Annotated in this window: 23 protein-coding genes and 1 pseudogene; 11 read left to right on the top strand and 13 right to left on the bottom strand. The window is 60.3% G+C overall.

Features of this window, described 5'->3' with window-relative positions; all coding sequences use genetic code 11:
• The first annotated feature begins 16 nt into the window (after nt 1-16).
• A complete protein-coding gene (locus ACA070_RS01840; protein ID WP_033055348.1) occupies nt 17-637 on the top strand; it encodes a TetR/AcrR family transcriptional regulator in 621 nt (206 codons plus the stop codon).
• A 192-nt stretch (nt 638-829) separates the two neighbouring features.
• On the opposite strand, the gene ACA070_RS01835 is transcribed toward ACA070_RS01840, so the two are convergent.
• The 3 genes from ACA070_RS01835 to ACA070_RS01825 form a co-directional block, all read right to left on the bottom strand.
• A complete protein-coding gene (locus ACA070_RS01835; RefSeq protein WP_497449806.1) occupies nt 830-1,711 on the bottom strand; it encodes a phasin family protein in 882 nt (293 codons plus the stop codon).
• 10 nt (nt 1,712-1,721) lie between these two features.
• The gene (locus ACA070_RS01830) at nt 1,722-2,144 is read right to left on the bottom strand and encodes a phasin family protein (protein WP_219093384.1); all 423 of its coding nucleotides are present in this window, start codon (nt 2,142-2,144) and stop codon (nt 1,722-1,724) included.
• 243 nt (nt 2,145-2,387) lie between these two features.
• Nucleotides 2,388-2,663 (bottom strand): polyhydroxyalkanoic acid system family protein, encoded by a 276-nt coding sequence (locus tag ACA070_RS01825; RefSeq protein WP_015093124.1) that lies wholly within the window; start codon nt 2,661-2,663, stop codon nt 2,388-2,390.
• 155 nt (nt 2,664-2,818) lie between these two features.
• Between ACA070_RS01825 and ubiE the strand changes: the two genes are divergently transcribed.
• The 10 genes from ubiE to ACA070_RS01775 all read left to right on the top strand — a co-directional run bounded on the left by ubiE (nt 2,819) and on the right by ACA070_RS01775 (nt 11,038).
• On the top strand, nt 2,819-3,589 hold the full coding sequence (gene ubiE / locus ACA070_RS01820) for a bifunctional demethylmenaquinone methyltransferase/2-methoxy-6-polyprenyl-1,4-benzoquinol methylase UbiE (RefSeq protein ID WP_007948968.1): 771 nt from the start codon (nt 2,819-2,821) through the stop codon (nt 3,587-3,589).
• Nucleotides 3,589-4,212, top strand: a complete 624-nt coding sequence (locus tag ACA070_RS01815; RefSeq protein WP_497449805.1) for a ubiquinone biosynthesis accessory factor UbiJ — start codon at nt 3,589-3,591, stop codon at nt 4,210-4,212. Before ubiE ends, ACA070_RS01815 begins: the two co-directional genes overlap by 1 nt.
• Entirely contained in the window at nt 4,209-5,813 is a 1,605-nt protein-coding gene (ubiB, locus tag ACA070_RS01810) for a ubiquinone biosynthesis regulatory protein kinase UbiB (RefSeq protein WP_497449804.1), read from the top strand. Before ACA070_RS01815 ends, ubiB begins: the two co-directional genes overlap by 4 nt.
• An 81-nt stretch (nt 5,814-5,894) precedes the next feature.
• Nucleotides 5,895-6,296 (top strand): phosphoribosyl-AMP cyclohydrolase, encoded by a 402-nt coding sequence (gene hisI, locus ACA070_RS01805; protein ID WP_054054645.1) that lies wholly within the window; start codon nt 5,895-5,897, stop codon nt 6,294-6,296.
• Complete coding sequence (locus ACA070_RS01800; RefSeq protein ID WP_008047820.1) at nt 6,289-6,621, top strand: phosphoribosyl-ATP diphosphatase; 333 nt, start codon at nt 6,289-6,291, stop codon at nt 6,619-6,621. Before hisI ends, ACA070_RS01800 begins: the two co-directional genes overlap by 8 nt.
• 25 nt (nt 6,622-6,646) lie before the next feature.
• Complete coding sequence (locus tag ACA070_RS01795) at nt 6,647-6,925, top strand: twin-arginine translocase TatA/TatE family subunit (RefSeq protein WP_010464483.1); 279 nt, start codon at nt 6,647-6,649, stop codon at nt 6,923-6,925.
• 10 nt (nt 6,926-6,935) lie between these two features.
• On the top strand, nt 6,936-7,388 hold the full coding sequence (gene tatB, locus ACA070_RS01790; RefSeq protein ID WP_497449803.1) for a Sec-independent protein translocase protein TatB: 453 nt from the start codon (nt 6,936-6,938) through the stop codon (nt 7,386-7,388).
• Entirely contained in the window at nt 7,385-8,179 is a 795-nt protein-coding gene (gene tatC, locus ACA070_RS01785) for a twin-arginine translocase subunit TatC (protein ID WP_497449802.1), read from the top strand. Before tatB ends, tatC begins: the two co-directional genes overlap by 4 nt.
• Nucleotides 8,176-8,883 (top strand): 16S rRNA (uracil(1498)-N(3))-methyltransferase, encoded by a 708-nt coding sequence (locus tag ACA070_RS01780; RefSeq protein ID WP_497449801.1) that lies wholly within the window; start codon nt 8,176-8,178, stop codon nt 8,881-8,883. The genes tatC and ACA070_RS01780 overlap by 4 nt, the downstream gene beginning before the upstream one ends.
• Nucleotides 8,884-9,121: 238 nt before the next feature.
• Nucleotides 9,122-11,038, top strand: a complete 1,917-nt coding sequence (locus ACA070_RS01775; protein ID WP_497449800.1) for a methyl-accepting chemotaxis protein — start codon at nt 9,122-9,124, stop codon at nt 11,036-11,038.
• A 111-nt stretch (nt 11,039-11,149) separates the two neighbouring features.
• On the opposite strand, the pseudogene ACA070_RS01770 reads toward ACA070_RS01775, so the two are convergent.
• From ACA070_RS01770 to hutH, 10 genes and pseudogenes are all read right to left on the bottom strand, one after another.
• Nucleotides 11,150-11,382, bottom strand: a pseudogene (locus ACA070_RS01770) (hypothetical protein); the annotation flags it as partial.
• A gap of 149 nt (nt 11,383-11,531) precedes the next feature.
• Complete coding sequence (gene mdoH / locus ACA070_RS01765) at nt 11,532-14,102, bottom strand: glucans biosynthesis glucosyltransferase MdoH (RefSeq protein ID WP_497449799.1); 2,571 nt, start codon at nt 14,100-14,102, stop codon at nt 11,532-11,534.
• Nucleotides 14,095-15,909 (bottom strand): glucan biosynthesis protein G, encoded by a 1,815-nt coding sequence (locus ACA070_RS01760; protein ID WP_497449798.1) that lies wholly within the window; start codon nt 15,907-15,909, stop codon nt 14,095-14,097. Before ACA070_RS01760 ends, mdoH begins: the two co-directional genes overlap by 8 nt.
• A gap of 277 nt (nt 15,910-16,186) precedes the next feature.
• The gene (dtd, locus tag ACA070_RS01755; RefSeq protein WP_497449797.1) at nt 16,187-16,624 is read right to left on the bottom strand and encodes a D-aminoacyl-tRNA deacylase; all 438 of its coding nucleotides are present in this window, start codon (nt 16,622-16,624) and stop codon (nt 16,187-16,189) included.
• The gene (gene pip, locus ACA070_RS01750; protein WP_461956764.1) at nt 16,621-17,592 is read right to left on the bottom strand and encodes a prolyl aminopeptidase; all 972 of its coding nucleotides are present in this window, start codon (nt 17,590-17,592) and stop codon (nt 16,621-16,623) included. The genes dtd and pip overlap by 4 nt, the downstream gene beginning before the upstream one ends.
• A gap of 105 nt (nt 17,593-17,697) precedes the next feature.
• Complete coding sequence (locus ACA070_RS01745) at nt 17,698-18,615, bottom strand: alpha/beta hydrolase (protein ID WP_497449796.1); 918 nt, start codon at nt 18,613-18,615, stop codon at nt 17,698-17,700.
• A 210-nt stretch (nt 18,616-18,825) separates the two neighbouring features.
• Nucleotides 18,826-19,782, bottom strand: a complete 957-nt coding sequence (locus ACA070_RS01740; protein WP_497449795.1) for a choline ABC transporter substrate-binding protein — start codon at nt 19,780-19,782, stop codon at nt 18,826-18,828.
• A 255-nt stretch (nt 19,783-20,037) separates the two neighbouring features.
• Nucleotides 20,038-20,841 carry an N-formylglutamate deformylase gene (gene hutG / locus ACA070_RS01735; protein WP_497449794.1) on the bottom strand — a complete coding sequence of 268 codons (804 nt, stop codon included), beginning with the start codon at nt 20,839-20,841 and terminating at the stop codon, nt 20,038-20,040.
• Between the two features lie 10 nt (nt 20,842-20,851).
• Complete coding sequence (gene hutI, locus ACA070_RS01730; RefSeq protein ID WP_497449793.1) at nt 20,852-22,057, bottom strand: imidazolonepropionase; 1,206 nt, start codon at nt 22,055-22,057, stop codon at nt 20,852-20,854.
• An 87-nt stretch (nt 22,058-22,144) separates the two neighbouring features.
• Nucleotides 22,145-23,677 (bottom strand): histidine ammonia-lyase, encoded by a 1,533-nt coding sequence (gene hutH, locus ACA070_RS01725; protein ID WP_497449792.1) that lies wholly within the window; start codon nt 23,675-23,677, stop codon nt 22,145-22,147.
• Nucleotides 23,678-23,785 lie beyond the last annotated feature (108 nt).

The raw sequence follows: 23,785 nt of genomic DNA, 5'->3' as shown, positions 1-23,785 counted from the left end.
CCATTAAGAAGACTGGATGAAAACCCGCGACCGGATCCTCGAATGTGCCCTGCAATTGTTCAATCAGAAGGGTGAACCGAACGTTTCGACCATGGAAGTTGCCAACGAAATGGGCATCAGCCCAGGCAACCTCTACTACCACTTCCACGGCAAGGAACCGTTGATTCTCGGATTGTTCGAGCGTTTCCAGGCCGAGCTTGCGCCACTGCTTGATCCTCCGGCTGATGTGGAATTGGCACCGGAGGATTACTGGCTGTTCCTGCACCTGATCGTCGAACGGCTGGCCCATTACCGGTTTCTGTTTCAGGACCTGTCGAACCTGGCGGGACGCTTGCCGAAACTGGCCAAGGGGATCCGCAACCTGCTCAATGCGCTGAAGCGCACGCTGGCTTCATTGCTGGCGCGCTTGAAGGCTCAGGGGCAGTTGGTCAGCGATACGCAAGCGCTGGGGCAGTTGGTGGAGCAGATCACCATGACGCTGCTGTTCTCACTGGACTATCAGCGGATTCTCGATCGCGAGGGTGAAGTCAGGTTGGTGGTGTATCAGATCATGATGCTGGTGGCGCCGCATTTGCTGCCGCCGATCAAGGTGGCGACGGAGCAACTGGCCCTCCAATACCTGGAAGAACACGAGTAACCCCTGAACACCGCCGCCCCTGTGGGAGCTAGCCTGCTAGCGATAGCGGTTCATCAGTCAACAACAATGTCGACGGATAAATCGCTATCGCTAGCAGGCTAGCTCCCACAGGGGGCCGCAGTGTGTGCAGAACCGTGCACAAACAAAAACGCCCGACCTTTGCAGGCCGGGCGTTTTCTTGAGCCCCGAAAATCAGGACTGACTGGTTGGCGTCGATGGAGCTGGCGCGGCAGTCGGGGTTACAGCAGGAGTCGGCGCGGTAGCAGAGTTGGATGTGCTGACCGGAGTCGACGAGGTTGCCGGTTTGGCGGCAGCCACTGCTGGTTTTGGTGCGGCAGCTTTAGGAGCGGCCGGTTTTTTCACTGCTGGCTTCTTCGCTGCGGCAGGTTTTGCCGCTGGCTTGGCTGCGGGTTTTGCCGCTGCAGTTTTGGCAGCTGGTTTGGCTGCGGCTTTGGCAGCGACCGATTTGACCGCTGCCTTGGCTGCTGCAGGTTTAGCGGCGGCAGTTTTAGTAGCTGACTTGGCTGCGGACGCGACTTTCGACGCGGCTTTAGCGACCGGTTTAGCGGCAGCCTTGGCCAGTGGCTTGGCTGCGCTTTTGGTTGCTGGTTTAGCTGCCGCAGGTTTGGCCGCTGCGGTTTTCGCCGCAACAGGCGCCACCTTGGCACCGGTGAGTCTTTCGATTTGCTTGGTCAGGGTATCGACCTTGCTGTGCAGCGCTTTCACTTCATTGCGGCTCGGTACACCCAGGCGCGAAATGGCGCTGTTCAGACGCTTGTCGAAAGCCCCTTCCAGCTCATCCCACTTGCCCAGCGCACGATCTTTCACGCCGCTGATGCGCGACTTGGCCGACGAAGCGGAATCCTTGACGTCATCGACTTTTTTGCCGACAGCGTTCTTGGTGAGCTTCTCGGCTTTCTCGCCGTCTTTAACCAATGTATCGAAGAGCTTGCTGCCGTCAGTGTCGATCTTCGAGTACACGCCTAAACCAGCCAGCCAGATTTTGCGGGAGTAGTCTTCGACTTTCCCGATCCACGAGCTGCCTTCTTTTTCGGTGTTCTTTTTACCAGCCATCCCGTTCTCCTTAAGATTTACGCGCGACGCGTTCGAGCAATGCCGTCAGCTCATCGAGCTTAGCAGAGAGTGTCTCAACGTCATGTTTAGACGGAATGCCGATACGATTCAAGGCACTTGCGACACGCGAGTCAAAAGCCTTCTCGACCTTGTCGAGTTGAACTTCGACCTTGGCTTTGAAAGTGCTCACTTCACTCTTGGCTTCGTCGATCTCTGAGTTAGCCGCTTCAAGTTTCTCGGCAACTACTTTTTTGCCTTTGGTTTCAACAGTTTGACCAGCCTTGATCAACTCTTGAAAGTACTCGCTGCCCTCTTGGCCGACCTTGGTGTAGGCCCCCAGGCCTGCCAGCCAGATCTTGCGGGCATAGGATTTGACGTCGCCCAGAGCAGTGGTCGATGCGTCGATTTTTTTCTTCAAAATAACTTTGGCCATGGTGCACCTCACGCGCAGAAGGTTTGAGGAACTGCCCGCGAAAGTGTCGGGCTCAGGCACAAAGTAGGGAGAAAAATTAGAAACGGCACCCTAACAACTGACATAAAACTTCGGGCACACCACAAACAAATGTGGGAGCCAGCCTGCTGGCGATAGCGATTTATCCATCAACATCAATGTTGACTGATGCACCGCCATCGCCAGCAGGCTGGCTCCCACAGGGGATGTAGTTCGACTCGAAAATCAGACCAGCGCTTTATCGAGGGCCTTTTCGATTTCCGCTTTGATCATGCCGCTCATGGCCGACATCATCAGGCCCAGTTCGACATCAACCTTGATCGAATCCTCGCTCACATGCACTGCGCCTTTAACGCCTGAGCGTTTGAGGTTCAGGGTGTCGCCGGACCACTGCGGCTCCAGGCCATATTGATCAGACAGTTTCTGCGCCAACTTGTCGGCCTTCTCGCGGGCCGCTTCCTTGCCCAGGCCGTGGGCACGCTCAACACTAATACGGGCCATCGAATGACTCCTGCTTTATGAATACTTTCCTGAAGCATCTTGACCGCTGCTGCGGCAAAACGTCCCGGCGGTTCTACATCTTACCTTCAGCCTTGCCAAGACAAAGCAGGCCACCGGGATTAGAATGTCCCGCATTCTCTTTTGGTGACAGCGATATGACTGATCAGCGCAAAGGCAGCGATGCCGAACCCACCACTCACTTCGGCTTCAAAAACGTTCCGGAAAGCCAGAAAGCGGAAAAAGTCGCTGAGGTTTTCCACTCGGTAGCCGCCAAGTACGACTTGATGAACGACCTCCTGTCGGGCGGCATGCACCGTCTGTGGAAGCGTTTTGCGATCGAACTGTCGGGTGTTCGCACCGGTAACCGCGTGCTGGACATCGCCGGCGGCACAGGCGACCTGACCAAGAAATTCTCGCACCTCGTCGGCCCGACCGGCCAGGTGGTGTTGGCCGACATCAACGAATCCATGCTCAAGGTCGGTCGCGACCGCCTGTTGGATCTGGGTGTGGCCGGCAACGTCGAGTTCGTTCAGGCCGACGCTGAAAAGCTGCCGTTCCCGGACAACCATTTCGACTGCGTGACCATCGCCTTTGGCCTGCGCAACGTGACGCATAAAGAAGACGCCCTGCGTTCGATGCTGCGTGTACTCAAGCCGGGCGGCCGTTTGCTGGTGCTGGAATTCTCCAAGCCGACCAATGCGCTGATGTCCAAAGCCTACGACGCCTACTCGTTCGCCTTCATGCCGTTGATGGGCAAGCTGATCACCAACGACTCGGAAAGCTATCGCTACCTGGCCGAATCGATCCGCATGCACCCGAATCAGGAAACCCTGAAGTCGATGATGGTCGAGGCCGGTTTCGACCGCGTGACCTACCACAACATGACCGCAGGCATCGTCGCCCTGCACCGCGGCATCAAACCCTGATGTTGCTGGCCGGCCTGCTCGCCAGCGTTGAACTCGGTCTGAACCGGGTGCTGCGCCTCGACAGCACGGCGTTGCCGCGGCTGGCGCATTTGAGCGGCAAAGTGATTGCCGTCGACTGCCGCAGCCCGTCGTTGCAAGTGTTCATCCTGCCCAGCGACGAAGGCTTGATGCTGGCTTCCCACTGGGAAACCGGCGCCGATTGCACCTTGCGCGCACCGGCCTCCAGCCTGCTGAAACTGACAATGAGCAAGGACAAGGCCTCAGTCCTGCATGGACCTGAAGTCGAACTCGACGGCGACAGCGGCGTGCTGCTGGAACTGGCGGCGATCCTTCAGGACCTTGAGCTGGACTGGGAGTACGAACTCTCGCGCTGGCTGGGTCCGGTGGCCACGCAACTGGTCGGCGGTCACCTGCGCAGTCGCGCGCGCTGGTATCAGCAAGGGTTCGCCAGCCTGAATCAGAATCTTGGCGAATACCTGGCCGAAGAATCGCGCACCCTCGTCGGTCAGCGCGAAGCCGAAGCCCGTTTCAGTGAACTGGACCAGATCAAGCTCGATCTGGAACGTCTCGAGGCGCGTTTCGAGCGCCTTTCCCGATCCCTCGACCCAAGCGATAACGCATGAAGCTGCTTGCCGTCCGCCGTTTGTTGCGCATCCAGCGCGTTGTGATTCGCTACCGCCTCGATGACCTGCTGTTCGCCCTGCCACTGCCCTGGTTCCTCCTGGCGCTACGCTACGCCTTGCCGTGGCGCTGGTTTCCGCGCAAGACGCTGGACCTGAGCCGTGGAGCACGATTGCGCCTGGCGCTACAAGACCTTGGACCGATTTTCATCAAGTTCGGGCAGATCCTGTCCACTCGCCGCGACCTGTTGCCCGAAGACATCGCCGACGAGTTGATGAAGCTGCAGGACCGCGTGCCGCCGTTCGATTCGCAGGTGTCGGTCAATCTGATCGAAGAGCAACTCGGCAAAAAGATCAGTGAAGTGTTCAGCCGTTTCGATGTGGAACCGCTGGCCTCGGCCTCGGTGGCGCAGGTGCATGCCGCGCAGCTGAAAACCGGCGAAGAAGTGGTGGTCAAGGTGATCCGCCCGGGTCTGAAACCGATCATCGCCCAGGACCTGGCGTGGTTGTTCATTCTTGCCCGCGCAGCCGAAAAGCTCTCGGCCGACGCACGTCTGCTGCACCCGGTGGACGTGGTCCTGGACTACGAAAAAACCATCTACGACGAACTCGACCTGCTGCGCGAAGCGGCCAACGCGAGTCAGTTGAAGCGCAACTTTGACGGCTCGCCGCTTCTGTACGTGCCGCAAGTCTATTGGGACTGGTGCCGGCCGAAAGTGCTGGTGATGGAGCGTATCTACGGGATTCAGGTCACCGACCTCGCGACCCTGGCCGACCAGCGCACCGACATGAAAATGCTCGCCGAACGCGGGGTGGAAATCTTCTTCACCCAGGTGTTCCGCGACAGTTTCTTCCACGCCGACATGCACCCCGGCAACATCTTCGTCAGCACCGTGAACCCATGGAGCCCGCAATACATTGCGATCGACTGCGGCATCGTCGGCAGCCTGACCCCGGAAGATCAGGATTACCTGGCGCGCAACCTGTTCGCGTTCTTCAAGCGTGATTACCGGCGCGTCGCGCAGCTGCACATCGATTCGGGCTGGGTACCGGCGGAAACCAAACTCAACGAATTCGAAGCGGCGATCCGCACCGTGTGCGAGCCGATCTTCGAAAAACCGTTAAAAGATATTTCATTCGGGCAGGTGCTGATGCGCCTGTTCCAGACCGCTCGACGCTTCAACATGGAAGTACAGCCGCAGCTCGTGCTGCTGCAAAAAACCTTGCTGAACATCGAAGGCCTGGGCCGCCAGTTGTACCCGGACCTCGATTTGTGGAACACCGCGCAGCCGTTCCTCGAACGCTGGATGCGCGAGCGCGTCAGCCCCAAAGCCTTGATCGGCAACGTGCAGAGCCAGTTCGAACAACTGCCGCACCTGGCCAACATGGCCCGCGACCTGCTCGAACGCATGTCCCAGCCCCACGCCAACGATCCGCCACCGCCGTGGCACAAACGCAAGGATGACTGGTTCCTGCGACTGCTCGGCTGTGCGCACCTGGCCGGTGGCACGATACTCGCTGCCGGTGGGCCGTTGAACGAACTGGGTCACTGGCCGGCCGGCATCATGGTGGCCGTCGGTTTGTATCTGGTCGTTCGCCGATAGCCAGAGCCCCCGCACGCTGGCACACTGTTTGAACGCTTGGGTTCTGCTCATGAAGTGTGGAACCCGCTGTCGGAGTCGAAGATGAAAAACTGGCTGGACGAGATCAAGTGGGACGCAGACGGCCTGGTGCCGGCGATTGCCCAGGATCACAAGACCGGGCGCGTCCTGATGATGGCCTGGATGAACCGCGAAGCGCTGGAACTGAGCGCTGCCGAGAACCGTGCCATTTACTGGTCACGTTCCCGTGGCAAGCTGTGGCGCAAGGGCGAAGAGTCCGGCCACGTGCAAACGTTGCATGAGATGCGCCTGGACTGTGACGCCGACGTGATCATCCTGATGGTCGAGCAGATCGGCGACATCGCCTGCCATACCGGTCGCCAGAGCTGCTTCTACCGCGTCTTCGAGAACGGCGACTGGAAAACCGTCGATCCGGTTCTGAAAGACCCGCACGCTATCTATTCCGCAGGACACACCCATGAGTGACACTCTGACCCGTCTGGCCGAGGTGCTGGAAGAGCGCAAAGGCGCCGCCGCCGACAGCTCGTATGTCGCCAGCCTGTACCACAAGGGCTTGAACAAGATTCTGGAAAAAGTCGGCGAAGAGTCGGTCGAAACCATCATTGCCGCCAAGGACGCCGCCATCAGCGGTGACTGCAGCGATGTGATCTACGAGACCGCCGATTTGTGGTTCCACAGCATGGTCATGCTCGCCCAACTGGGGCAGCATCCACAGGCTGTACTCGATGAACTGGACCGTCGTTTCGGTCTGTCCGGACACGCCGAGAAAGCCTCGCGCCCGTCCGCCTGAACAACTATTAGAGAGGAGCAGCAACATGGGCATTTTTGACTGGAAACACTGGATCGTCATCCTGGTTGTTGTCGTTCTGGTGTTCGGCACCAAGAAACTGAAAAACCTCGGCACTGACGTGGGCGAGTCGATCAAGGGTTTCAAGAAAGCCATGAACGACGACGAAAAACCGGCCGATCCGACTGTTACGCCGGCACAACCGGTGCCACCGGTTCAGCCACAGACCACCCAGTCCGTGAACCAGCCGCACACCATCGACGTGCAGGCGCAAAAAGTCGAAGAGCCGATCCGCAAAGACGTGTGAGCACTGACTAATGTTTGGTATCAGCTTCTCTGAATTGCTGCTCGTCGGCCTCGTCGCCCTGCTGGTGCTGGGTCCCGAGCGTCTGCCGGGTGCTGCGCGCACCGCCGGCCTGTGGGTCGGTCGTCTGAAGCGCAGCTTCAACGCGATCAAACAGGAAGTTGAACGTGAAATCGGTGCCGACGAGATTCGTCGGCAACTGCACAACGAGCACATCCTGTCACTGGAACAGGAGGCGCGGAAGATCTTCACGCCGACCCAACAGGAGGCCACACCGGTTCAGCCGGTTGAACCGGTGGCGGAGCAGACGATTCATGCTCCCGCCGCCGTGCCTGCACCTGTTGTAGCGGCCACGGAGCCTGCGCCCGTTGCTGCAACGCCACCGGTTGCACCTGCCACGACGCCTGCGGCTGCGCCTGTTGCGCTGGCCCCTCATGACCCAACACTGCCGCCGCGAGCCCCATGAGCGATCTTCCTGAAAACGACCAGCACATGCCGCTGGTTTCGCACCTCACCGAGTTGCGTACCCGCTTGCTGCGTTGCGTAGCGGCGATCTTCATCATCTTCGCCGGGTTGTTCGCCTTCACCCAGCAGATCTACACCTTCGTTTCGACGCCGCTGCGCCAGTACCTGCCAGTGGGCGCGACGATGATTGCTACCGACGTTTCGTCGCCGTTCCTGACGCCGCTGAAGCTGACCATGATGGTCTCGTTGTTCCTGGCGATCCCGGTGATCCTGCATCAGATCTGGGGCTTCATCGCGCCGGGCCTGTACAAGCATGAGAAGCGCGTCGCCGTGCCGTTGCTGGTATCGAGCATCATGCTGTTCTACGCCGGCATGGCGTTCGCCTATTACCTGGTGTTCCCGCTGATCTTCAAATTCTTCGCCGCCGCCACCCCGGCCGGTGTGGAAATGATGACCGACATCAGCAGCTACCTCGACTTCGTCATGACGCTGTTCTTCGCGTTCGGCGTGGCGTTCGAGATCCCGGTGGCCGTGGTGCTGCTGGTGTGGATCGGCGTGGTCGACGTCAAATACCTGAGAAAAATCCGCCCGTACGTGATCATCGGCTGCTTCGTGGTCGGCATGATCCTGACGCCGCCGGACATTTTCTCGCAGACGCTGTTGGCCGTACCGATGTGGTTGCTGTTTGAAATCGGCATCCTGTTCGGCGGACTGATCAGCAAGCGCGGCGAACACCCGGACGACCAGCCAGCTGACGATCACAACGACCAACCGCCAGCGACCCAGCCGTGAACCTGCTGCTCCTCATCGAGGCCGACTTCATTGCGGCCGACCGGGTGATCCTGCGTGATCGCCGGTTGACGCACATGCAGGAAGTTCATCGTTGCGAGGTGGGTGACAGCATGCGCGTCGGGCGTATCGGCGGGCTGATGGGCTCGGCCGAAGTGCTGCGTCTGGACGCCGATGAAGCCGAACTGCGCGTCACCCTCGACCAGCCGCCACCGGCCAAGCTGCCACTGACGCTTGTATTGGCTCTGCCACGGCCGAAAATGCTGCGCAGGGTGTTTCAGACCGTGGCGGCCATGGGTGTGCCACGAATCATTCTGGTGAACAGCTATCGCGTCGAGAAGAGCTTCTGGCAAACCCCGTTTCTGGAACCAGAGGCGATTCGCGAGCAACTGATCCTTGGCCTGGAACAGGCCCGGGACAGCGTACTGCCGGAAATCGTCATCGAGAAACGCTTCAAGCCGTTCGTCGAAGATCGTCTGCCGGCCATTTCCGAAGGCACCCTCGGCCTGGTCGGCCACCCCGGCAACTACCCGCCCTGCCCCCGAGGCCTGAATGAAGCGGTGACCCTGGCCATCGGCCCCGAAGGGGGCTGGATTCCTTACGAAATCGACCTGTTAGCGAAGTCCGGCCTGCAACCGGTACAACTTGGCGAGCGCATCCTGCGCGTCGAAACCGCCGTCACCGCGCTGCTCGCCCGACTTTTCTAAGGTCAATCACGGTCCACTGTGGCGAGGGAGCTTGCTCCCGCTTGGGCGCGCAGCGGCCACTGCTTTTTATCCAGCCAGACCGTATCCATCGGTTTACGACTGCTCCGCAGCCGAGCGGGAGCAAGCTCCCTCGCCACAGGTATTCACACACCTGAACATCGCGTTGCGCCTACAGATTCCCGCCCGCCTGCCGATACAGTTCCCATAAAACCAACTAGTGGTCCGAGGGAGTAGCAGCATGTACCGTTGGCTAGCCGAGAATCTGGGAAATGTAAGCGTCAATCGCAAACTGGGGATCGGCTTCGGTCTGGTGCTGCTTCTAACCTTGCTGATCACCTTTACAGGCTGGACCGGCCTGACAGGCGTGATGAGCCGTGGCGACAAGCTCGGGTTCATCGCCAGCCTCAACGACCTGACCAAAGACCTGCGCCTGGCCCGTCAGGACTACGAAATACGCCGGGGCGAACAAGGCCCGGCCGCGGTCAACGACCTGCTGAGCCAACTCGACGCCGGTCTGCAAACCGCCCGTAAATTGATCGAACAGCCGTCTGACGTGGCGATGATCGACCAGCAACTCGCCGCCGTCAGCCAATACAAACAAGCCTTCATCGCGATGACCCAGGCCGGCGCCAATCGCGAAGACGCCCGCAGCAAACTGGGTGCTACCGCCGACAACGCGGTGGCCCGCGTCGCTGAAGTCGAAAAATCCATGCTGCAAGGCGACAGCGTCGCCGACTTCAACAGTGTGATCGACCTGAGCAAGCTGATTCAGCAGGCACGCTTCCAGGTTCGCGGCTACACCTACAGCGGTAAGTCCGAGGCCGAGCAACCTGCGCTGGACGCCATCGACAACGCACTGAAGAACCTCGAAGGCCTGCCGTCCAAACTGCCGGAGCAGCACATCGCCAACCTGCAACAGGCCACCGATTCGCTCAAAGCCTACCGCGCCGCCGTCAGCCAGTACCGCGATTCGCAGGTTGCCAGCGCCGCCGCCCTCAAGCGCATGGCCGAGCAAGGCCAGATCCTGCTCGACGTCAGCAAAAAACTCACCGTTTCACAAACCATCGTCCGGGACACCGACGCTGCGCACGCCAAGAACCTGCTGCTGATGGCCACTGTTCTGGCCTTGGCGTTTGGCTTGCTGGCGGCATGGGCGATCACTCGCCAGATCGTGATTCCGTTGAACCAGACCCTAAAAGTCGCCGAGCGCGTGGCGGCTGGCGACCTGACGCAAAACCTTGTTTCCGAGCGTCGCGACGAATTGGGCCAGCTCCAGCGCTCCATGCAGAACATGACCGTGGGCCTGCGCGAACTGATCGGCGGCATCAGCGACGGCGTCACGCAAATTGCCAGCGCCGCCGAAGAGTTGTCGGCCGTCACCGAGCAGACCAGCGCCGGGGTCAACAGCCAGAAGATCGAGACCGACCAAGTGGCCACCGCGATGAACGAAATGACCGCCACCGTGCAGGAAGTCGCGCGTAACGCCGAAGAAGCCTCTGAAGCCGCCGTCGCCGCCGATCAACAGGCCCGCGAAGGCGACAAAGTGGTCGGTGAAGCCATCGCCCAGATCGAGCGCCTGGCCCTCGAAGTCGGCAATTCCACCGCAGCCATGGGCGATCTCAAACGCGAGAGCGACAAGATCGGCAGTGTGCTCGACGTGATCAAATCCGTGGCACAGCAAACCAACCTGCTGGCGCTCAACGCTGCGATTGAAGCCGCCCGTGCCGGTGAGGCCGGACGCGGTTTTGCGGTGGTCGCCGACGAAGTCCGCAGCCTGGCCCAGCGCACCCAGAAGTCCACCGAGGAAATCGAAGAGCTGATCGTCGGCCTGCAAACCGGCACCCAGCAAGTGGCAACCATCATGGACAACAGCCGCAGCCTGACCGACAGCAGCGTCGAACTGACCCGCCGCGCCGGCAGCTCGCTGGAAAGCATCACCCGCACCGTGTCGGCGATTCAGTCGATGAACCAGCAGATTGCCGCCGCTGCCGAGCAGCAAACCGCGGTGGCCGAGGAGATCAACCGTAGCGTGCTGAACGTGCGCGACGTGTCTGAGCAGACCTCGGCAGCCAGCGAAGAGACCGCGGCCTCCAGCGTTGAGCTGGCGCGGTTGGGGACGCATCTGCAGATGCTGGTTGGCAGGTTCAAGGTTTGAGGTGATGCGAATGCCTCGGTCCGCTTGGAACCGAGTTGATGCCATCGCCAGCAGGCTGGCTCCCACAGGGTTTGGTGTGAACACCACAAATCCACTGTGGGAGCTAGCCTGCTAGCGATTAGCGGCCCCCAAGGCGCTACTGTTGAGGACCTGACGCAAAAACGCCTGAGCCCGCGGATCCTTCGGCGCATCAAAGAACTCGGACGGCGAGGCATCTCCAGCAATTTGCCGTGATCGAAGAACAGCACTGATCCGCCACTTCCCATGCAAAGCCCATTTCGTGGGTGACGCAGACCATGCGTCATGCCTTCCACGGCCAGGGTTTTCATCACGCCCAGCACTTTTTGATCGTTCCCACGCTCCTGCGCGGGAATGCCTCAATGGACGCTCTGCGTCCGCTCTTGGGACGAGGAGCGTCCCGGGCTGCATTCCCACGCGGAGCGTGGGAATGATCATCAGCACAAAAAAAACCCCGCTTTCGCGGGGTTTTTTGTTATGCCAACTGAGGCTGCGCACTCAGCGGTTTGAGCGGCAGCAACGGCGCATGGGGATCGGCCTTCACCGATTTACGCCATGCCTGCAGCCACTCGGGGTGGCTTTCATTCCAGATCTGCTCATGCAAGCGAGCCAATGCCACCGGGTCGCTCAGCAGTTGCACACGCTCGTTGTTGTTCAGGCCTTCAGGCCCGACTTTCAATGCGTGACGCACCCGCTCGATCCGCAACCATTCGATCGGCTCGGCCACACCGTGACGCGAAGTCGCCAGCGAGCACGCCAAAGCGTTCTGCTGGGGATCGACCACTGCGCGGATGAAGCCGTCGTTCAGCGCATGCCAACGGTTTTCGTGGGTGTACTGGTCGGTTGCCAGTAACGCCTGCGGCGGATTGTATTCCTCAGGGATCAGGAACAGGCTTTCGTCACGGGACTTGAGGCCCAGGCCGACACGGCTGGAAATCACCGACACCGGAATCGACAGCATCAACGAACCGACGATCGGCACCAGCCACCACAGGAAGCTCGGGTTCAGCCAGATCACCAGCAGCGCCCAGAAGAAGCCCAGCAAGGTTTGCGGACCGTGGCGCTTGACCGCTTCGCTCCATGGCGTGGAATCGTCGTCACGTTGCGGCGAGTTCCAGGTCGCGGCCCAGCCGAGGAACGCGGCGAGTACGAAACGGGTGTGGAAAATCATCCGCACCGGCGCCAGCAGCATGGAGAACAGCATCTCCAGCAGCATCGACAGGGTCACCTTGAACTTGCCGCCGAACTCTTTCGCGCCCTTGGCCCAGATCAGGATGATGCTTAACAGCTTCGGCAGGAACAGCAGCACGATCGTCGTCGAGAACAGCGCAATCGCCTTGTCCGGGTGCCATTGCGGCCACAACGGATAGAGCTGACGCGGCTCAAGGAAATACTGCGGCTCCATCAAGGTGTTGACCGCTAGCAGCGCCGTCGACAGCACGAGGAAGAAGAACCACAAAGGCGCAGACAGATAGGACATCACGCCGGTCAGGAATACCGCACGGTGAACCGGGTGCATGCCTTTGACCAGGAACAGGCGGAAGTTCATCAGGTTGCCGTGGCACCAGCGACGGTCACGCTTGAGTTCATCCAGCAGGTTCGGCGGCAGTTCTTCATAGCTGCCCGGCAAGTCGTAGGCAATCCACACGCCCCAGCCGGCACGGCGCATCAGCGCTGCTTCGACGAAGTCGTGGGACAGAATCGCACCGGCAAAAGCACCTTTACCCGGCAACGGCGCCAGGGCGCAGTGCTCGATGAACGGCTTCATGCGGATGATTGCGTTGTGACCCCAGTAGTGGGATTCGCCCAACTGCCAGAAGTGCAGGCCGGCGGTGAACAGCGGGCCGTACACACGGGTCGCGAACTGCTGCATGCGCGCATACAGCGTGTCCATGCCCGACGCACGCGGCGCCGTCTGGATAATCCCGGCGTCCGGCGTGGCTTCCATCAAGCGCACCAGACTGGTCAGGCAGTCGCCACTCATCACGGAGTCCGCGTCGAGAACGACCATGTACTTGTAGTCACCGCCCCAGCGACGGCAGAAGTCGTCGAGGTTGCCGCTTTTGCGTTTGACGCGGCGGCGACGGCGACGATAGAAGATCTTGCCGAAGCCCTTGGCTTCGCGGCAAACGTCCAGCCAGGCTTGCTGCTCGGCAACGCAGATGTCCGCGTCGTTACTGTCGCTGAGGACAAAGAAGTCGAAGCGATCCAGGTCGCCCGTGGCCGCAACCGACTCGAAAGTCGCCCGCAAACCGGCAAACACGCGCGGCACGTCTTCGTTGCAAATCGGCATCACCAGTGCGGTGCGAGCGTCCTTGGCGATCGGCTCGTTGCCGGCACTTTTGCCGGAGATGCGGTATTTGTCGTGGCCAGTGAGCAACTCGAGGAAGCCCATCAGCGCCGTCCAGAAACCGGCCGAGACCCAACAGAACAGAATCCCGAACAGAATCAGGATGCTGGTTTGCAGCGCATACGGCAGCACTTGCGTGACGGTTTGCAGGATCGGTTGGTGCAAGACTTCGTTCAGGTCGACGAACGACCAGCCCTGGTAAGGCATGATGCCTTTCATGTACCAGCCGGCGACGATGGTCTGACCGAGCATCAGGACCAGCAGAATGTAACGCCGGATCGAACCGACGGTGCGCCAGCGAGCCGCCGGCAGCACGTTCTCGTCCTTCGGCGGGGCCGGTGGATTGGTGCGACCGGTCAGACGACGCCAGCCACGCACCAGAATGTTGGTGCGCCATGGCTCCGGCACGACTTTGGTCCGACGGATCGGCGGGGTAGCCTTGAGGCAAACCCGACCACTGGCGTCGAGCACCAGCATTTCCGCTTCTTCCAGCTCTTCAGCGGTGTTCAGGGTCAAGCGACGGCCCACCGAGGCTTGCGCAGCCTCGGCCGGTGCGTCAAACGTCGAAGACGACAGACGCTGGTGCAACTCGCTGAAGGACTGGCAGCCCGCGAGTTCCGCGCGCTGCTCGTCGGTCATCGGTAGATGCGCCAGATACTCGGCAAGAGTCTCTGGCATTACTTGAGAATTACTCATCGGCAGGCAACTGGTAGCTCCAGGTCTCGGTCAGGACTTCTTCAGTCGAGGACGATTCCGGTGTGGCTGGGGCCGCGTCCGCAGCAACAGGCTGCTTGGCGTCTTTGTTGTCCTTGTCCTTGGTATCGGCAACAGGCTTGGCGTCAGCCTGCTTGGCCTCGGCCGCTTTCGCTTCCTTGTCCGCTTTTTCCGCTTGCTTGGCAGCCACCTTGTCAGCCTTGGCAACAGAAGAATTGGACGCTGGAACCGAAGACTTCGCGAGATCGGCAGGCACGATGCTCTGAACCAGTGCCGCACGCATCTCGGTAGGCTTGCCCGGATCCTTGATTTTCATCCGCAGGGTCAGGCGCCAGCCCTTGGTTTCAGGGTTGTAACGCACGCTGTTCTCGACCAGCTCGGCATTGTCGCCAACGCTGACCTGGCTGCGAACGTCCGCGGTTTCCGGCAGTGCTGCCAGGGACGGACCTTCGAAGTCCACCAGATAGGCAACGCTGCCATCCGGCTGACGGATCAGGTTGGACTGTTTCACGTCACCCGTGGAGCGCAGGGTCTGTTGGACCCAGGCGCTGTCCGGTGCGTGAAGAGCGGCTTCGTCGATGGTCCAGTGCATGCGATAAGCGACGTCCAGCGGCTGGCCAGGCTCAGGCAGTTTTTCCGGGCTCCAGAAAGCAACGATATTGTCGTTGGTTTCGTCGGCAGTCGGAATCTCGACCAGATCGACGGAGCCCTTACCCCAATCGCCTTTTGGCTCGATCCAGGCACTTGGGCGCTTGTCGTAGCGGTCGTCGAGGTCTTCGTAGTGGCTGAAGTCGCGGCCACGTTGCAGCAAGCCGAAACCACGCGGGTTCTCGATCGAGAAGTTGCTCACGGCCAGGTGTTTTGGATTATTCAGTGGGCGCCAGATCCACTCGCCGTTGCCGGCATGGATCGACAGACCGCTGGAATCGTGCAGTTCACGACGGTAGTTCAGCACTTTCGACGGCTGGTTGGCGCCGAACAGGAACATGCTGGTCAGCGGCGCAACGCCAAGCTTGGTGACCTTGTCACGCAGGAACATGCGGGCCTTGACGTCGACGACGGTGTCGCTGCCCGGACGCAGGGTCAGACGATAAGCACCGGTGGCGCGTGGCGAATCCAGCAGCGCGAAGATCACCAGGTGCTTGTCACCCGGTTTTGGCTGTTGAATCCAGAATTCGGTGAAACGCGGGAATTCTTCGCCGGACGGCAATGCGGTATCAATGGCCATGCCGCGAGCGGACAAGCCATAAGTGTGACCCTTGCCGACCACGCGGAAGTAGCTCGCGCCCAGCATGGTCATGATTTCGTCTTGCTTGTCGGCCTTGTTGATCGGGTAAAGCACACGGAAACCGGCATAACCCAGTTGTTCGGTGGCCTTAGGATCGAACTGAACATCGCCGAAATCGAAACGACTTGGGTCGTATTTGATCTCTTCGACGGTGTTCGCCGTGATTTCGTTGATTTTTACCGGCGTATCGAAGTGCATGCCCTGGTGATAGAAGGACAGCTTGAACGGGGTTTTCTGATCCGCCCATTCGGCTTTTTCAGTGCGGAAACGAATTTTTTGATAGTCCGCGAATTTCATTTCGCGGAATTCGTTCGGCAGGTTACTGCGCGGGGCTTCGTATTTTTGACCGGCCATCTCTTTTGCCTTGGCCGATACATCATCCAGATTGAATGCCCAAAGCTGGCCGGCGCTGAGCAGGCAGAGCAGTGCTGAGCCCGCTACCAGAGCGCTTCGGAACCGTTTGGCAGTCAATTTTGGTGCATTACAGGGACTAACAATCACGAGCAACCCTCGCCGAAAACAGATCAAAAAACCAACGGCCAGCTATCTATATGCCAGGTTGGCGAGCATTGTTCCGACTCCTATGGGGCTAAATGATTCCCCAACAGGTCCCGGACAAGTCTCTACCTAAGTCAAAATTGGACCAACGAACGCTGATTCCCGTAGCGCGCGATTATCTAGTAGGCCGCGTTACAACGCATCAGGGGTAACAAAGTATTTATCGCGAAAAACCCCTGTTTTCAGTCGAAAAGCCCTGAAAAACATGTTTCAAGTGCTTTCAAGTCTGTAACAGGAAGGTGACCGGGCCATCGTTGACCAGGTGCACCTGCATATCCGCGCCGAATCTACCTGATGCCACAGTGCCATGCACCTGTTTCGCTTTGCTTAATAGATAGTCGAATAGCTCCTCGCCCAAGCCCGGAGGGGCAGCGGTCGAGAAACTCGGGCGCAACCCGCTCTTGGTGTCAGCGGCCAGGGTGAACTGCGAGACCAGCAGCAACCCACCGTCCACATCCGCCAAAGACAGATTCATCTTGCCCTCGGCGTCACTGAATACTCGATAGTTAAGCAGTTTATGCAGAAGTTTGTCGGCGCTGGCACGAGTATCCTCCGGTTCGACCGCCACCAGCACCAGCAAACCCTGATCCACCGCACCCACCACCTCTCCCGCTACCTCGACTCGCGCGCCACGCACGCGTTGCAGCAGGCCCTTCATGCTTCTTCTGGCGGCAGGTCGAGCAAGCGGCGAGCCATTTGACTGGCGGCCCGTACCAGCGCATCGGTAATACCCGGCTCGGACGCGGCGTGGCCAGCGTCGCGGATCACCTGGAGTTCGCTGTTCGGCCAGGCTTGATGCAGTTCCCAAGCGTTGTCCAGTGGGCAGATCACGTCATAACGACCGTGGACGATCACGCCTGGCAAATGGGCGATCTTGCCCATGTCGCGAATCAGCTGGTTCGGTTCAAGGAACGCATTGTTGGTGAAGTAATGACATTCGATGCGCGCGATGGACAACGCACGTTGGGGTTCGGAGAAGCGATCGACCACCAGCGGGTTCGGGCGCAAGGTCGCGGTCCGGCCTTCCCAGGTAGACCACGCTTTGGCCGCGTGCATCTGGGCGATCTGATCGTTGCCGGTCAGGCGCTTGTGGAAAGCGCTGAGCAGGTCGTCGCGTTCGTCCAGTGGAATCGGCGCGACGTAGTCCTGCCAGTAATCGGGGAACAGACGGCTGGCACCACACTGGTAGAACCACTCGATTTCCTGCGGGCGGCAGAGAAAAATCCCGCGCAGAATCAGACCGTGTACGCGTTCCGGATGGGTTTGCGCGTAGGCCAGCGCCAGGGTCGAACCCCAGGAACCGCCAAACAGCACCCATTTTTCGATGCCCAGGTGTTTGCGAATCCGCTCAAGGTCGGCGACCAGATCCCAGGTAGTGTTGTTTTCGAGGCTGGCATGGGGCGTGGAGCGACCGCAACCACGCTGGTCGAACGTCACGATGCGGTACAGGTTCGGATCGAAGTACCGCCGACTCTGGGCATCACATCCGGCGCCGGGGCCACCGTGGATGAACACCACCGGCAAACCTTCCGGTGAACCGCTTTCGTCGACATACAGCGTGTGAGTTTCATCGACGGCCAGATCGTGCCGGGCGTGAGGTTTGATCTGCGGGTACAAAGTCTGCATTGCGCGCTCCGTAAGGGGTCGAGGTCATCCCTGGGGGGACTTCTATTATTCTGCCGTCCGGCATCATAAACCCGAATTACGCCAATGAGCATGCCCCTTGCAGCGTCATGTTTTGTCAGCCAAAAACCCGAGCAGCGTTTCATAGAGCAAGTCGACCTCGGCGACCTGGCCCCGCCCCCGCAAACAACCGTGAACCAGCCCTTCCCCGTAATAAAGAGCGGCGGGCACCCCAGCGGCCTGCAACTGCTCGGCGTAGAGCACACCGTCATCGCGCAGCGGGTCAAATTGCGCCACGGCGATCAATGCCGGCGGCAGTCCACCGAAGTGTCCGGCGAGCAACGGCATGGCATAGGCGCCCGGCTGTCGGGTGCCGCGCAAGTACAGGGCGTGATAACAATCGACGTCGCTGCTGGCGAGCAACGGCGCGTCGATACATTCGCTGCGCGACGGCAGCTGATGATGACCGCCCAACCCCGGATAGATCAGGACCTGCGCAGCCGGCAACGGCTCGCCCGAATCCCGCAGCGCCAGACAAAGCGCGGCCGCGAGATTGCCACCGGCGCTGTCCCCCGCCACCAGCGTACGCTCGGGATCGAGCTTGAATGGCCCGGTTCGCAGCGCGCGCCAGACGCGCAGGCAGTCATCGAACGCCGCCGGAAACGGATGTTCCGGCGCCAATCGGTAATCGACAGCGATCACCAGCACGCCAAGTGTCGACGCCAGTTCGGCGCAGATGAAGTCGTGGGAATCCAGCCCCCCCACCACCCAACCGCCGCCATGCAGGTACACGATGCACGGGGCACCGTCACTCGGTGGTGTAGCCGGCGGTTGATAGGAGCGCACCGGCACGCCGGCCAACTCGAAATCGACCACGTAAAGCCCGGCGGGACGTGGCGGGGTGAACGCCCGGCACATCTCACTATAGGCCTGACGCAAACCGTTGAGGCTGCTGTCGGTGCTGTTGAAACTGACGGTTTTCTCGACGAATGCCGTCATCTGTTCAGAAATCGGGTAAGGGGCCATGAGTCTGGTGCCAGTCAGTTCAGCAGTTTGGAATTGGAACTCAGTTCTGTGGCGAGGGAGCTTGCTCCCGCTGGGCTGCGAAGCAGCCCCACAAACCGTTCACCCGAGTAGTGCCAGGTACACCCTGCCAGAGGGATTTACGACGGCTTCGCCGCCGAGCGGGAGCAAGCTCCCTCGCCACAGAAATCGCGCATGCCAAGGGACTTGTGATCAGTTTCTCAGGCTGGCTTGTACGGTGGCGACGCCATCCTTGCCATCAAAACTGGTGACACCCGCCAGCCAACGCTGAAGATCCTCCGGATGATCACGCAGCCATTGCCTGGCAACGTCCTGAGGCGTCTTGCGCTCCATGATCGGCACCATCAACTGGCTTTCCTGGGCGGCGGTGAAGGTCAGGTTTTCCAGCAGGCGATTCACGTTCGGGCAACGTTCGGCGTAGTCGGGGGATGTCACGGTCGAGACGGTCGCCGCGCCTTCGTTCGGGCCATAAACGTCTTCGCTGCCGGTCAGGTAGGCGATCTTCATGTTGATGTTCATCGGGTGCGGGGTCCAGCCGACGAACACCACGAACTCCTTGCGATTCACCGCCCGCTGAACGGCGGCGAGCATGCCGGCCTCACCGGACTCGATCAGTTTGAAGTCCTTCAGGCCAAAGTGATTGGTCTCGATCATGGTTTTGATGGTGGTGTTGGCACCGCTGCCCGGTTCGATGCCGTAGATCTTGCCACCGAGCTTGTCCTTGAATTTAGCGATGTCGGCGAAGGTTTTCAGGCCCGCTTCGGCGACATAATCCGGTACCGCGAGGGTTGCCTGAGCGTCGGCCAGGCTCGGTTTCTCCATGACCTTCACTTGGTTGGCGGCCACAAACGGCGCGATGTTTTTGTCCATCGCCGGTTTCCAGTAACCGAGGAAGATATCGAGGCGTTTGTCGCGGATGCCGGCAAAGATGATTTGCTGCACGGCGCTGGTTTGCTTGCTTTCGTAGCCGAGGCCGTTGAGCAATACGTCAGCCATGCCGCTGGTGGCGATCACGTCGGTCCAGTTGACCACGCCCATGCGCACGGCCTTGCAGGAGGCGTCGTCACTGGCCAGGACGCTGGTGCTCAGAAGAGCGGTGCCGCAGAGGATTGAGAGACAGCGGGTGAACAAACCTTTGGTGCTTGTCATAGAGGGCGTTCTCGTGCGGCAGTTGATTGTTATGGGCTCGGTGTCTTTGTGCACCGTGCGCAGAACATTACGCAGCGTCGAGAGGGTAAAAGCGAACTGTAGCGACCGAGATTTGCACAGTGGCGACAGAATCGAAGAGCTATGATCGTTCCCACGCTCTGCGTGGGAATGCAGCCCGTGACGCTCCGCGTCACTGGACGCGGAGCGTCCCTTGAGGCGTTCCCACGCGGAGCGTGGGAACGATCCGCACAGGGGTTATGCGTTGTAGTGCTTTTGGCCCCAGGCCAGCAGGCCTTGCAGCAATTCCTTGAGCACCACTTGCGTCGGCTCGGCCAGGTCCGGGCGATAGCGGAATGGCTCGAATTCTTCCATGTACGTGCACTGCCCCAGCTCCAGCTGCACCGCGTGGATGTTTTCCGCCGGGTTGCCGTAATGCCGGGTGATGTGGCCGCCCTTGAAGCGTCCGTTCAGCACATGGCTGTAATCGCCGTGACGCGCGCAGATTGCTTCCAGCTCAGTGGCCAATTGTGGATCGCAACTGGCGCCGTTGAAGGTGCCGAGGTTGAAGTCCGGCAGTTTGCCGTCAAACAAGTGCGGGATGATCGAACGGATCGAATGCGCATCGAACAGCAGCGCGTAGCCGAACTCGGCTTTGAGGCGCGCCAGCTCGTTCTGCAACGTGGTGTGATACGGCGTCCACACCTGCTCCAGATAGGTTGCCCGTTCCGCCGCCGACGGTTCCATCCCTTCGCGAAACAAGGGGATGCCGTCGAACAGCGTCGCCGGATACAGACCGGTGGTCGCGCCGACATACAAAGGCTTGTCGTCAGACGGGCGGTTCAGGTCGATGACAAATCGCGAATATTCGGCAGCCAGCGTACTGGCGCCCAGTTCGGCGGCGAATTCATAAAGCGTGGGGATGTGCCAGTCCGTGTCCGGCAGGCTGCGTGCATCGGGGATCAACCCGGCTTCGACCGCAGGGGTCAGGCGCAGACCCGCGTGGGGCATGCTGATCAGCAGCGGCACGCGGCCTTGTTTGAAGTTCAGAACCTTATCCACAACTGCTCTCCTAAACGCTCGTTTCGACGCCGTGACGCACGACGCGTTTTTCCAGGTCACCGCCCAGCCAGTACGACAGGTCGGCGGGACGATCGATTTGCCAGGCAACGAAGTCCGCGACCTTGCCGGCTTCCAGCGAACCATGCGTGTCGGCCATACCCAGCGCGGTGGCGGCATGAATGGTTGCGCCGGCCAGGGCTTCTTCCGGCGTCATGCGGAAACAGGTGCAGGCCATGTTCAGCATCAAGCGTAACGACAGCCCTGGCGACGTGCCGGGGTTGAGATCGCTGGCGATGGCGATTTTCACACCGTGTTTGCGCAGGGCATCCATCGGCGGCAACTGGGTTTCACGCAGGAAGTAGAAAGCACCGGGCAGTAACACGGCGACGGTGCCGGACTTGGCCATGGCGATGGCGTCGTCTTCGGTCATGAATTCCAGGTGATCGGCCGACAGTGCGTGGTAGCGCGCCGCCAGACTCGAACCGTGCAACGATGACAATTGCTCGGCGTGCAGCTTCACCGGCAGACCCAGTTCTTTCGCGGTGACAAATACGCGCTCGACCTGTGCCGGCGAAAACGCCAGGTATTCGCAGAACGCGTCCACTGCATCCACCAGCCCTTCGGCGGCCAGGGCCGGGAGCATTTCAGCGCAGATGTGATCGATGTAGTCATCGGCGCGATCCGCGTATTCCGGTGGCAACGCGTGAGCGGCCAGGCAGGTGCTGCGCACGCTGACCGGGAGTTCGGCGCCGAGGCGACGGATCACGCGAAGGATTTTGCGTTCACTGGCCAGGTCCAGGCCGTAGCCGGACTTCATTTCGACCGTGGTCACGCCGTCGCGGATCAGGCTCTTCAGACGTTTGGCGGCGCTGGCGAACAGCGCGTCTTCGGTCGCTGCGCGGGTGGCGCGAACGGTGCTGGCAATGCCGCCGCCGGCCGCCGCGATTTCCGCGTAGCTGACACCTTGCAGGCGCTGTTCGAATTCACCGCTGCGGTTACCGCCGAACACCGTATGGGTGTGGCAGTCGATCAGGCCCGGGGTGACCCAGGCCCCTTTCAAGTCGTTGACGGCAGGGTACTCGCCCGCCGGCAGTTCACTGCGCGGGCCGACCCACTCAATGTGCGCACCGGACGTCACGATGGCCGCATCCTCGATGATCGAGTAGACGCCTTGCGCCATGGTTGCGACGTGGCAGTGTTGCCAGAGAGTTTTCATCCCTTAGTCTCCACATTATTCAAAATCGAATCGCCAGCAGGGATGCGCAATACAACTGTGGGAGCCAGCCTGCTGGCGATGAGTACATCACAGGCTCGGCAAAAGCTTGGCCGAAACCAGCTCATTCAGGCAACGCGTCGCCAACAGCTCGGTCGCCGCATTGATGTCCGGCGCAAAGAAGCGGTCCTTCTCATAAAACGGCACTTCATTACGCAAAATCCCGCGAGCCTTTTCCAGCTTCGCCGAGGTCTTCAGACCTTCACGCAAATCCAGCCCCTGAACGGCCGCCAACCATTCCACCGCCAGAACGCCGCGCGTGTTGTCGGCCATTTCCCACAAGCGCTTGCCGGCAGCCGGCGCCATGGACACGTGGTCTTCCTGGTTCGCCGACGTCGGCAGGCTGTCCACCGAATGCGGATGGGACAACGCCTTGTTCTCGCTGGCCAGTGCCGCGGCGGTCACCTGGGCGATCATGAAACCGGAGTTCACGCCGCCATTGGCCACCAGGAACGGCGGCAGTTGCGACATGTGCTTGTCCATCATCAGCGAGATACGGCGCTCGCTCAGGGAACCGATTTCAGCGATGGCCAGCGCCATGTTGTCAGCGGCCATGGCCACCGGTTCGGCGTGGAAGTTACCGCCGGAGATCACGTCGCCTTCGGCAGCGAATACCAGCGGGTTGTCGGAAACCGCGTTGGCTTCGACGGCCAGCACTTCGGCGGCTTGACGGAACTGGGTCAGGCAGGCGCCCATGACTTGTGGTTGGCAGCGCAGGGAGTACGGGTCCTGGACCTTTTCGCAGTTCTGGTGCGAGTCGGACACTTCACTGCGCTCACCCAGCAGATCGCGGTAAGCGGCAGCGGCGTCGATCTGGCCTTTTTGGCCACGGGCGGCGTGGATGCGCGCATCGAACGGCGAGCGCGAGCCCAGCACCGCTTCGACCGTCAGGGCACCAATCGCCACGGCTCCGGCGAACAAATCTTCGCCTTCGAACAGGCCACGCAGCGCATAAGCAGTCGACACCTGAGTGCCGTTAAGCAGCGCCAGCCCTTCTTTCGCCGCCAGGGTCAGCGGGGTCAGACCGGCGATTTTCAGCGCTTCGGTCGCCTCCATCCACTCGCCTTTGTAGCGAGCTTTGCCTTCGCCCAGCAACACCAGCGACATATGGGCCAAAGGCGCCAAATCGCCGGAAGCACCGACCGACCCTTTCAATGGGATGTGCGGGTAAACCTCGGCGTTGATCAGTGCGATCAACGCGTCGATCACTACGCGGCGAATGCCGGAGAAACCACGGCTCAGGCTGTTGACCTTGAGCACCATGACCAACCGCACCAACGCGTCGCTGATCGGCTCGCCGACACCGGCGGCGTGGGACAACACCAGCGAGCGCTGCAGGTTTTCCAGGTCTTCGCTGGCGATGCGGGTCGAGGCCAGCAGGCCGAAACCGGTGTTGATGCCGTAGGCGGTGCGGTTCTCGGCGAGGATTTGTTCCACGCAGGCAACGCTGGCTTCGATCTGGGCCGAGGCGCTGTTGTCGAGGGTGATTTTGACCGGCTGCTGATAGATATCACGCAGTTGGGCAAGGCTCAGTTGGCCGGGAATAAGATTTAGCGCAGTCACTTTTGTTCTCCTTTTGTGAGTTTGTCTTCTTTTATAAAGAAGAGTACTAACCAGACGCTCCGGAGATGTCCGTTGTCCGTCGCGTCTCGCCTTATGGGGAGCCGCGCC

Source organism: Pseudomonas sp. LBUM1678, from assembly GCF_059695575.1.
Note: the sequence above shows the minus strand (reverse complement) of the source record. Positions and strands in the feature narration are given on the sequence as shown.

Coding starts and splice junctions, on each gene's coding strand:
- ubiB (WP_497449804.1), top strand. CDS start 4,209: ATGAAGCTGCTTGCCGTCCGCCGTTTGTTGCGCATCCAGCGCGTTGTG.
- ACA070_RS01740 (WP_497449795.1), bottom strand. CDS start 19,782: ATGACAAGCACCAAAGGTTTGTTCACCCGCTGTCTCTCAATCCTCTGC.
- ACA070_RS01775 (WP_497449800.1), top strand. CDS start 9,122: ATGTACCGTTGGCTAGCCGAGAATCTGGGAAATGTAAGCGTCAATCGC.
- ACA070_RS01835 (WP_497449806.1), bottom strand. CDS start 1,711: ATGGCTGGTAAAAAGAACACCGAAAAAGAAGGCAGCTCGTGGATCGGG.
- tatB (WP_497449803.1), top strand. CDS start 6,936: ATGTTTGGTATCAGCTTCTCTGAATTGCTGCTCGTCGGCCTCGTCGCC.
- mdoH (WP_497449799.1), bottom strand. CDS start 14,102: ATGAGTAATTCTCAAGTAATGCCAGAGACTCTTGCCGAGTATCTGGCG.
- ACA070_RS01825 (WP_015093124.1), bottom strand. CDS start 2,663: ATGGCCCGTATTAGTGTTGAGCGTGCCCACGGCCTGGGCAAGGAAGCG.
- ACA070_RS01815 (WP_497449805.1), top strand. CDS start 3,589: ATGTTGCTGGCCGGCCTGCTCGCCAGCGTTGAACTCGGTCTGAACCGG.
- ACA070_RS01830 (WP_219093384.1), bottom strand. CDS start 2,144: ATGGCCAAAGTTATTTTGAAGAAAAAAATCGACGCATCGACCACTGCT.
- ACA070_RS01800 (WP_008047820.1), top strand. CDS start 6,289: ATGAGTGACACTCTGACCCGTCTGGCCGAGGTGCTGGAAGAGCGCAAA.
- hutI (WP_497449793.1), bottom strand. CDS start 22,057: ATGAAAACTCTCTGGCAACACTGCCACGTCGCAACCATGGCGCAAGGC.
- ACA070_RS01795 (WP_010464483.1), top strand. CDS start 6,647: ATGGGCATTTTTGACTGGAAACACTGGATCGTCATCCTGGTTGTTGTC.
- hisI (WP_054054645.1), top strand. CDS start 5,895: ATGAAAAACTGGCTGGACGAGATCAAGTGGGACGCAGACGGCCTGGTG.
- dtd (WP_497449797.1), bottom strand. CDS start 16,624: ATGAAGGGCCTGCTGCAACGCGTGCGTGGCGCGCGAGTCGAGGTAGCG.
- tatC (WP_497449802.1), top strand. CDS start 7,385: ATGAGCGATCTTCCTGAAAACGACCAGCACATGCCGCTGGTTTCGCAC.
- pip (WP_461956764.1), bottom strand. CDS start 17,592: ATGCAGACTTTGTACCCGCAGATCAAACCTCACGCCCGGCACGATCTG.
- ACA070_RS01840 (WP_033055348.1), top strand. CDS start 17: ATGAAAACCCGCGACCGGATCCTCGAATGTGCCCTGCAATTGTTCAAT.
- ubiE (WP_007948968.1), top strand. CDS start 2,819: ATGACTGATCAGCGCAAAGGCAGCGATGCCGAACCCACCACTCACTTC.
- ACA070_RS01745 (WP_497449796.1), bottom strand. CDS start 18,615: ATGGCCCCTTACCCGATTTCTGAACAGATGACGGCATTCGTCGAGAAA.